Source organism: Streptomyces sp. NPDC001002 (assembly GCF_053599215.1).
This window is the reverse complement of sequence record NZ_JBSFLV010000259.1, coordinates 1-6646: the sequence shown is the minus strand read 5'-3', so window position 1 is coordinate 6646 and position 6646 is coordinate 1. Positions and strand designations below refer to the sequence as shown.

General features: G+C 69.8%; 7 protein-coding genes and 1 tRNA gene. 4 read left to right on the top strand and 4 right to left on the bottom strand.

Annotation, left to right across the window (positions count from 1 at the left end; genetic code table 11):
- Both ACWDR3_RS46760 and ACWDR3_RS46755 read left to right on the top strand, forming a co-directional pair.
- A partial coding sequence (locus ACWDR3_RS46760) for an aldehyde dehydrogenase family protein (RefSeq protein ID WP_450358792.1) occupies positions 1-843 on the top strand: 843 nt, incomplete at its 5' end.
- Positions 844-878: 35 nt separating this feature from the next.
- On the top strand, positions 879-1664 hold the full coding sequence (locus tag ACWDR3_RS46755) for a GntR family transcriptional regulator (protein WP_450358791.1): 786 nt from the start codon (positions 879-881) through the stop codon (positions 1662-1664).
- 22 nt (positions 1665-1686) lie between these two features.
- On the opposite strand, the gene ACWDR3_RS46750 is transcribed toward ACWDR3_RS46755, so the two are convergent.
- The 3 genes from ACWDR3_RS46750 to ACWDR3_RS46740 form a co-directional block, all read right to left on the bottom strand.
- Entirely contained in the window at positions 1687-2604 is a 918-nt protein-coding gene (locus tag ACWDR3_RS46750; protein ID WP_450358794.1) for an NADP-dependent oxidoreductase, read from the bottom strand.
- Between the two features lie 158 nt (positions 2605-2762).
- Entirely contained in the window at positions 2763-3773 is a 1011-nt protein-coding gene (locus tag ACWDR3_RS46745; protein ID WP_450358790.1) for an alpha/beta hydrolase fold domain-containing protein, read from the bottom strand.
- 129 nt (positions 3774-3902) lie between these two features.
- Positions 3903-4538, bottom strand: coding sequence for a TetR/AcrR family transcriptional regulator (locus tag ACWDR3_RS46740; protein ID WP_450358793.1), 636 nt, complete (start codon positions 4536-4538; stop codon positions 3903-3905).
- A gap of 217 nt (positions 4539-4755) precedes the next feature.
- Here ACWDR3_RS46740 and ACWDR3_RS46735 point away from each other — a divergent pair, with 217 nt between their 5' ends.
- Positions 4756-5412, top strand: a complete 657-nt coding sequence (locus ACWDR3_RS46735; RefSeq protein ID WP_450358789.1) for a nuclear transport factor 2 family protein — start codon at positions 4756-4758, stop codon at positions 5410-5412.
- 99 nt (positions 5413-5511) lie between these two features.
- Positions 5512-6462: an LLM class F420-dependent oxidoreductase gene (locus ACWDR3_RS46730; RefSeq protein WP_450358788.1), complete on the top strand. Its 951-nt coding sequence runs from the start codon at positions 5512-5514 to the stop codon at positions 6460-6462.
- 96 nt (positions 6463-6558) lie between these two features.
- Here the strand turns inward: ACWDR3_RS46730 and ACWDR3_RS46725 are convergent.
- Positions 6559-6632 (bottom strand) — tRNA-Pro (locus tag ACWDR3_RS46725).
- Positions 6633-6646 lie beyond the last annotated feature (14 nt).

The window sequence follows — 6646 nt, the reverse complement described above, 5'->3', positions numbered from 1 at the left end:
GACGGAGGGCGCCTGGAGATGCTCCAGACCAAGCCCCCGGTCTTCGGCCTGTTCCTCTCCCGCAACCCCCTCAAGCGCGTGCAGGCCCTGGGCGGCGCCAAGAACCACATGCTCGTCCTGCCCGACGCCGACCTGGACTTCGCCGCCGACCAGGCGATCAACGCGGCCTACGGCTCGGCCGGCGAGCGCTGCATGGCCGTGTCCGTCGTGGTCGCCGTCGGTGACACCGGCGACGAGCTGGTCGCCAAGATCGCCGAGCGCGCCGGCAAGCTGCGCATCGGCCCCGGCAACGACCCGGCCTCCGAGATGGGCCCGCTGATCACCCGCGAGCACCGCGACAAGGTCGCCTCGTACGTGACGTCGGCCGCCGAGCAGGGCGCCGAGGTCGTCGTCGACGGCACCGGCTACTCGGTCGAGGGCCACGAGGACGGCTTCTTCCTCGGAGTGTCGCTCCTTGACCGGGTGCCGCTGACGGCGGACGCGTACAAGGACGAGATCTTCGGCCCGGTCCTCGTGGTGGTCCGCGCGGACTCGTACGACGAGGCCATCAAGCTGATCAACGACTCGCGTTGGGGCAACGGCACCGCGATCTTCACCCGTGACGGCGGCGCCGCCCGCCGCTTCCAGCTGGAGGTCAAGGCGGGCATGGTCGGCGTGAACGTGCCGATCCCGGTACCGGTCGGCTACCACTCCTTCGGCGGCTGGAAGGACTCCCTCTTCGGCGACCTGCACGTCTACGGCAATGACGGCATCGCCTTCTACACCCAGGGGAAGGTCATCACCACGCGCTGGCCGGACCCGGCCGACGCGGGCATCAACCTCGGTTTCCCCAGCCACTCCTGACCTGCCGTCAGATCTCTTTCGAGGGAGGTACCTCCATGGCCAAGGCCGGCGACCCCGCACGTGCCATGACCGCCCCCGCGCTCCACTCGCTGGACTTCGCCCTGGACCGGGGCAGTCCGGTGCCGCTCTACTACCAGCTCGCACAGCAGCTGGAGGCGGCGATCGAGCACGGGATCCTCGCCCCGGGCAATCTCCTGGGCAACGAGATCGATCTCTCGATGCGCCTGGGCCTGTCCAGACCCACCGTCCGCCAGGCCATCCAGTCCCTGGTCGACAAGGGCCTGTTGGTGCGCCGCCGCGGGGTGGGCACCCAGGTGGTGCACAGCCAGGTCAAGCGACCGCTGGAACTCAGCAGTCTCTACGACGACTTGGAGGCGGCGGGCCAGGGACCGACCACCGAGGTGCTGCGCAACGAGCGCGTCACGGCGACCCCGGACGTCGCCGCCGCGCTCGGCATCGCCGAGGGCAGCGAGGTCGTCGCCCTGGAACGGCTGCGCTGCACCCACGGCCAGCCGGTCGCCTTCCTCTGCAACTACCTGCCCGCCAACCTCCTCGAACTGGACAGCGCCCGGCTGGAGTCGACCGGCCTGTACCGCATGATGCGCACCGCCGGCATCACCCTGCACAGCGCCCGCCAGACCATCGGCGCCCGCTCCGCCACCCCGGAGGAGGCGACCCGCCTCGACGAGAAGGCGGGCACCGCCCTGCTGACCATGCAGCGCACGGCGTACGACGACACCGGCCGGCCGGTCGAGTACGGGGCGCACATCTACCGGGCGTCCCGGTACGCGTTCGACTTCCAACTGCTGGTCAGGCCCTGACCGGACACCGGGCCGGCCGAGCTCAGGGCCGGAGCACGATCTTGCCCTGCGTGTGGTGCCCTTCCAACTCGCGGTACGCGTCCCGCACTTGCTCCAGGGGGTAGGTGCGGGCGATCGGCACCTCCAGCTCGCCGCGCGCGGCGAGTCGGGCCAGTTCACCCACGACGACCGCGCACGCCGCCGCGCCTTCGCCGTAGGTATTGGCCCCGACCCTGGCCGCGGCCTCCCAGTCGCGGATCGTGTTGATCCGCTCGGGCCGCACGCCCAACTCCACGGCCAGGTCCACGTATCCGTCGCCGAACGTGTCGATGAACGCGTCCACTTGGCCTCCTGCGGCCTGCCGGACCCGTTCGGCCACGCCCTTCCCGTAAGCGACCGGGACGACACCGCGCTCCTTCAGCCAGGCGTGGTTGCGCTCGCTCGCCACCCCGATCACCGTGGCACCGCGGCGCCGCGCGAGCTGCACGGCAAGGGACCCGACACCGCCCGCCGCACCGGACACGACGACCGTGTCGGCCGGACCGGGGTCCACCGCGAACACGGTGGCGTATGCCGTCGTACCGGCCACGTACAGCGCCCCGGCCACATCCCACGGCAGCCCTTCCGGACGCGAGACCAGCTGTACGTCGTCGGCCACGACGAACTCCGCGTGGCTCGCCCTGTTGTGGGTGAAGCCCAGCACCTCGTCGCCCACAGCGAAGCCCCGCACTTGCGGGCCGGCCTCCACGACGACGCCGGCCAGATCGCTGCCCTGCCCGGAGGGGAACGTCGAGGGCCAGCGTCCGTGCCGCGCGCCCTCGCGGATCATCACCTCGCCGGGCTGGATCCCGGCCGCGCGGACCTCGACCAACACCTGCCCGGCGCCGGGCACCGGCCGCTCGACCTCCTCCACCCGCAGCACATCGATCCCGCCGTACTCGTGGAACCGCACCGCCCGCATCGCGTGATCACCACTCTTCCCCGCTCGGACCAGCCTGTGGGCGGTCACGCCTCGGATGGCCACACACCGACCGCGCCAGAGCATTCAACGACCCAGGAAAGGAGCTGTCTTCCCGACCGGCCGCCCCACTTCAGGGAGTTGGGCGCGGCCGGACGGTTCTACGCCGACGCCTCGGCGCGGTCGAGATGGCGGTGCAGGAACTCGGTGACGATGCCCATCGTGGTGGCCGAGGACCAGGGCAGGCCGCTGCCGACGAGTCCGAGGAACGCGACATCGCCGTGGTTGGCGCCGTTCAGGACGTAACGGGTGCTGTCGGCCCCGGCGGCGAGCAGTGCCTGGTGCACGTGCTGCGTCTGGGACGGGGAGACCATCACGTCAGCGCTGCCGTGCAGGAGCAGGAACGGCGGTGCCGAAGCGGTCGCGTAGGCGGCCGGATCCGCGGCACGCACCGCGTCGGGGATGTCGGAGAACAGCGCGCCGGGCTTGCCGAGGTAGGCCGAGAAGTGGGTGGGCTTGTGCCGGTAGTGGAGCTGGGCCTCCTCGTCGAAGTCATCGGCGATCGCGGAGAGTTGGGAGCTGCCGAAACCGTCGACCACGGCCTGCACCTGTCCCAGCGGGGACGGGTCGGAGCCCTCGGCGAACTCGGCGAGACCGTTCGTGGTGCCCGTCAGCGCCGCCACATGACCGCCGGCCGACTCCCCCCACACGGCGACCGCACTCGGGTCGATCCCGAACTCGTCGGCGTGCAGGCGCAGATGGGCGACAGCGGCGCGGACGTCGTGGATGGTGTCGTGGTAGGTGGCGCCGTCGGGCGCGACACGGTATTCGACGCTGGCGACGACGAAGCCAGACTCGGCGACATGCCGGCGCAGATCGAAGGCCATGACCTTGTTGCACCGCAGGAACGCGCCCCCGGGAAGGTAGACGACCAGCGGCAGTCGCTCGTCGGTGGCGGGCCGCACGATGTCGTACTTCAGCTCGCGCGACTCCCCATCGGGCAGCTCGACGGTCTTGTAGGTGATGTCGTCACGGACGTCCACCTCGACCTCACCGAGGGACATCTGCGGCTCCGGGTCGATGTCCAGCAGGGTGCTGTCGGCGAGGTCGGGCGGCGAGACGCGGGTGGCGATGGGCAGCGGGATCACCGGCGCGGAAGGCGTGTCAGGCATGGTCTCTCCGATCGTCATGAACCACCATCAGTGAAGGTGAATTCAGTTTCATTTATTGAGAGACGCTTGTCAAACACGAACGCGGTTACGCACGCCCGCGGAAGCCTCTTGAAGGTGCGCCTGGCCCGCTCAGCCGACGGGCGCCGCATCCCCGCGAAACGCCCCCGTCACCACAGGAACCAGCTGCCGCTCGATCTGCTCGGCGGACAGGGTGGCCAGCTCGGCACCGATCGGCGCCAGGGCGAGCCAGTTCAGCAGGCCGGCCGCGCAGCGCGTACGGAAGATCAGCTCCTCCTCGCCGACATCCGGAAGGTTCGGCGTCAGCACCCGGAGGGCCATGCGGCGACTGAGGTCGAACTTCTCGTTCAGCCGCTCCCACCCCTGGGGCGGCTCGATGCCGACGCGCGCCACGGTCCGCATCACGGCCAGGTCCTCGCCGCCGGCCGCCAGCGCGCGCATCATCGGCCGGGCGAAGGCGGTCGCCAACTCCTGGAGTGTCGCGGCGGGCCCGAGGGAGTCCAGGGCCAGCATCTGCGCGTCCAGATACCGCTCCAGCGCGTGCTCGATCGCCGAGTCGCACAGCGCCTTCAGCGACCCGAAGTGGTAGCTCACCGCGGCGACATTGGCTCCGGCGCGCTCCGTGATCTCGCGGAGTGTCACGCCCTCCTGGCCCCGTTGCGCGAGCAGTTCCAGGGCGGCCGTCTGCAGGCCGTCCCGCGTGCGCTGACCGGCCTCTCGGCGCAGGTCCGTCTTCTTCACCGACATCACGCATCAATTCAATCAGATGTTTAAGTAGATCGTCAAACGATCCCCACCCTCCGCACCCACACCCCCGGGACCGCGCGACCACACATTTCAAACAGTCGCTTGACAGCTTGCGCGTCCGTTCATAATCTCAAGCGAGCGTTTGATTTACCAAGAGCCCGGCAGGGCCCGTTGCGACGGATCCCTGCTCCCGAGAACCAACCTGAAGGAACACGTCATGAAGCTGCTCAGCCGGAAGTCGATCACCGCCGCGACCGCGATAGCTGTCCTGGGTGGTCTCACCATCGCCGCGCTGCCGTCCCAGGCCGCGAGCTCTTCCCCCAACACCGCTTCGACCCATGGCAGTACGGCGGCCCCCGCCCCCCTGACCGCTCGCGAACTGGCGAAGCTGCCGCTCACCGACCGGCACCTGACCAAGCACGAGAAGGCCAACCTCGCGATCGTCCTGCGCGACTACTACGTGGCGGAGGGCAACCACATCGACGTGCCGACCTTCGTCAACAGCTTCACCAAGGACGGCGTCTTCAACGACATGGTCCCCGGCGTGGCCTACCGGGGAGAGGCGCTCGGCGCCGTACTGCCGTACATGAAGGGCCTCTTCTCCGATGTCCACCGCGAGCTCAAGCGCATCACCGTGAACGGCGACACCGTCAGCATCGAGCTGTCGATCCAGGGCACGTTCGACGGTCAGCTCCAGGCGCCGACGGGTGGCGTCGTCAAGGGCAAGGGCCAGAAGGTCGACGCCCCGACCGCCGACTTCTGGTACCTGAAGAACGGCAAGGTCACGACGTTCAACTGCTTCGTCGGCTACTCGAAGATGTACTCCGACATGGGCGTGAACTTCGACTGGGCCTCGGCCGTCAACAAGCACTGACCGCTCCTCCCCCGGCGGGTGACGCGCGCAGCCCCAGGCCACGCGTCACCCGCCGGAGCGCTGCCGTGGACCGCGGCCTCTCATCTGATCGCGCAACCAATGACGAAGGAGCACACCGGCATGACCCGGCTCGGCATCGGTCTCCCGCAGAATCGGCAGTACGACCTCGGCAAGGACGTGCCCGATGTGGCACGCGCCGCCGAAGAGATCGGATACGACAGCCTCTGGGTGTACGAACGCGCCCTGTTCCCGGAACCCGAGACCCAGCCCCTGTACGGCGTCCCGGGCCTGCCCTGGCCCGACGCCTACCGGGGCGTGGCCGAGCCGCTGGTCACGCTGACCCTCGCCGCGGCGGCCACCGAGCGGGCCGAGCTGGGCACCGCCGTACTGGTGGCCCCGCTGCACATCCCCTTCCAACTGGCCAAGTCGCTGGCCACGTTGGACGCGGCGAGCGGCGGCCGGGTGGTCGCGGGCCTGGGCAGCGGCTGGTCCCTCGACGAGTACGCGGCCGCCGGAGTACGCCCGTTCGAGGAGCGCGGCAAGGTCATGGACGAGGTGTTCGAGGTGTGCCGGGCGGTGTGGGGCCCGGACCCGGTCGTCTACGAGGAAGGCCCGATCACCAGGATCGCCTCGGCCGTGGTCGGCCCGAAGCCGGCCCGCCCGATCCCGATCCTGGTGCCGGCCAACAGCCCGCGCGCGATGCGCCGACTCGTCGACCACGCCGACGGCTGGCTGCCGTACGCCGACGGCCCCGCCCAAGTGGCCGAGGGCTGGCGCCGGTTGCAGAACCTAGCCGCCGAACGGGGCCGCACCCTGCCACTGCGCACGGTGGTCCGCGTCAACCCGGACTACACCGCCAAGCGATACGAGGGCCCGGACCGCCGCCCCTTCCAGGGCGACGTCGAGCAGATCGTCACCGACCTCATGGCGTACGACGGGATCGGCCTCGACGAGTTCCTGGTCGACCTCTCCTGGGCCGCACGCGACGCGCAGGAACTGAAGGACGTGTCCGCCGAGGTGTACACGGCGGCCCGAGCGGCCGGCTTCTGACCGGCCGGAGCGGTCCCCGTACCCATCCCCCGGAAAAGATCGAGGGGCCGTCCCGGATGATTCCGGTACGGCCCCTGAACCTACGACTCCACAGAGTCGGGACGACAGGATTTGAACCTGCGACCCCTTGACCCCCAGTCAAGTGCGCTACCAAGCTGCGCCACGTCCCGATGCGACACACGCG